The 2,259-nt window shown below is 59.9% G+C and carries 2 protein-coding genes; both read left to right on the forward strand.

Annotation, left to right across the window (positions count from 1 at the left end; translation table 11 throughout):
* Window positions 1-16 precede the first annotated feature (16 nt).
* Entirely contained in the window at window positions 17-838 is an 822-nt protein-coding gene (locus EN914_RS32720) for an SDR family oxidoreductase (protein WP_024504949.1), read from the forward strand.
* An 88-nt stretch (window positions 839-926) separates the two neighbouring features.
* Window positions 927-2,259 (forward strand): cytochrome c biogenesis protein/redoxin (locus EN914_RS32725; protein WP_127389555.1); only part of this gene is annotated, 1,333 nt, incomplete at its 3' end.

The raw sequence follows: 2,259 nt of genomic DNA on the forward strand, positions 1-2,259 counted from the left end.
AAAAGGACAAACGGCCATGACCATTTCTGCCAACGGGACAGCTGTCGTGACAGGCGCTTCCTCAGGTATCGGCGCGATTTACGCCGATCGGCTGGCGCGCCGAGGCTATGATCTGATCCTTGTCGCTCGCAACCGTGAGCGCCTCGACGAACTGGCAGGTCGCCTCATCGGCCAAACCGGCAGGACGATCGAAATCCTGCCTGCGGATCTTAACGACCGAAATGATCTCGGCCGCATCGAAACGCTGCTCAGAACGGATCCCAGGATCACGATGCTGGTGAACAACGCAGGTATCGGCGCCACAGAGACACTGCTCGAGTCCGATGTGGACCGAATGGACGACATCATCGCCCTGAACGTCACTGCCCTGATGCGGTTGACGCACGCCGTTGCCCCGGCACTCGTGAGCAGAGGTGGCGGGGCGATTATCAACCTCGCATCCGTTCTGGCCATTACCCCCGAGATCCTGAACGGTGTCTATGGCGCCTCAAAGGCATTCGTCCTTGCGCTCGGGCTCTCGCTTCACAAGGAGCTCGGGGAAAGGAACATCCGGGTCCAAACCGTGCTTCCCGGGGCCACGGCGACCGAGTTCTGGGATACGGCCGGCATGTCGCTGGACCACCTTCCCGGTGAAGTCGTCATGAAGGCCGAGGCAATGGTCGACGCTGCATTGGCAGGTTTCGGCCAAGGTGAATGGATCACCATCCCGTCGCTTCCCAACATCGCCGATTGGGACGCCTACGAGAGCGCCCGGAGAACAATGATGCCGAACCTTTCGCTCAAAGTTCCCGCCGCCCGCTACGCGGTCGACTCCGGTATCAGCGCTAATGCGGCGTGACGCGGCGTTGCCCGCTCTTCGGAGAGCCGGCCGATAGTCGGGAGCAAACCTCACACCTCTCGCGCTACCATTTTCGAAAGTGCAACAGATGACGCTCTTCATCCTTGCCTATCTGGCCGGCGTGTTCACGATCGCCACGCCTTGTATCTTTCCGATCCTGCCGCTCCTGTTGGCGCGCACTGAGCAACCCTTTAGACAGGGTGCCTTGCCTATGCTTCTAGGCATGGCTTTCACCTTCGCGGCTATAGCGAGCCTTGCATCGGTCGCTGGGGGGTGGGCAGTGCAGGTGAACCAATCTGCCAGGACCTTCGCGCTCGTCTTGATAACGCTATTCGGCCTGACAATGCTTGTACCCACACTCGCCGGATGGATAGCCGCTCCTGTCGTGTCGCTCGGGTCAAGGCTGTTGCGTTTGTCCGCACGACAGCGAGTGAGCAAGCATTCAACGACAGGTGTGACGACGGGTTCGTCGCTGCTTCTCGGCATCGCCACGGGGCTACTCTGGGCACCTTGTGCCGGCCCGGTTCTGGGATTGATCCTGACGGGTGCCGCACTACGAGGAGCAAACATTCAAACATCACTCTTGCTGCTGATTTATGGCTTTGGTGCCGCGAGCTCGCTCGCCGCAGGCTCACTTCTCAGCGGTCAATTGCTCGCTACCGCCAAGCTCTCAGCGCGATGGGGCGAGGCCTTGCGCCGTTGCTTTGGCCTCGCTGTGGTGGCGGGCGCCGCAACCATCTGGCTTGGCCTCGACACCGGGCTTTTCACGCGCTGGTCTTTGGTTGTAGCGAACAGCCTTGAACAAGACCTCATTGTCAAAATAATGGATGGGAGAGACCTGGTTGGCGGATCAGGCGCCCTTTCCGCGACCTACCCAACCCTATCGGATCCCTTGGTCGCGATGCTTGCAGCGCCGCAATGGCTGAACACACAACCGCTCCGTTCCGAGGATGTTCGAGGCAAGGTCGTAGTCGTGAATTTCTGGACCTATTCCTGCGTCTATTGCTTGCGAGCCCTGCCTCATATCCGCGCCTGGGCGGCCAAATACGCCGACCAAGGCCTTGTCGTTATCGGCGTCCACACCCCTGAGTTCGCCTTTGAGAAAGACCTCCCCAACGTTCGCAGCGCATCGGCATCGCTGGGTGTTCGTTATCCGGTGGCCATCGACAACGACTTCGGGATATGGCGGGCGTTCAACAACAATTCATGGCCGGCGCTATACATCATCGGTGCAGACGGCCAAGTCCGGCGTGCCATTTCTGGAGAGGGCGGCTACGATCACTCTGAACAGCTGATCCAGCAACTGCTGTCCGAAGCCGACGGTGTTGATGTTGCCAGCGACATCATGGCTGTAGTGGGCGAAGGGCCGCAAGCAGCCGCTGACAGGACCAATCTGCGCTCGAGTGAAACCTATGTAGGCT

Origin of the sequence: Mesorhizobium sp. M7A.F.Ca.CA.001.08.2.1 (assembly GCF_003998455.1) — a bacterium.
In the GTDB taxonomy this organism is placed as follows: Bacteria; Pseudomonadota; Alphaproteobacteria; order Rhizobiales; family Rhizobiaceae; genus Mesorhizobium; species Mesorhizobium ciceri.

What these genes read in the sequence shown, in the direction of transcription:
- EN914_RS32720 (WP_024504949.1), top strand. Translation starts at nt 17, where the DNA reads ATGACCATTTCTGCCAACGGGACAGCTGTCGTGACAGGCGCTTCCTCA.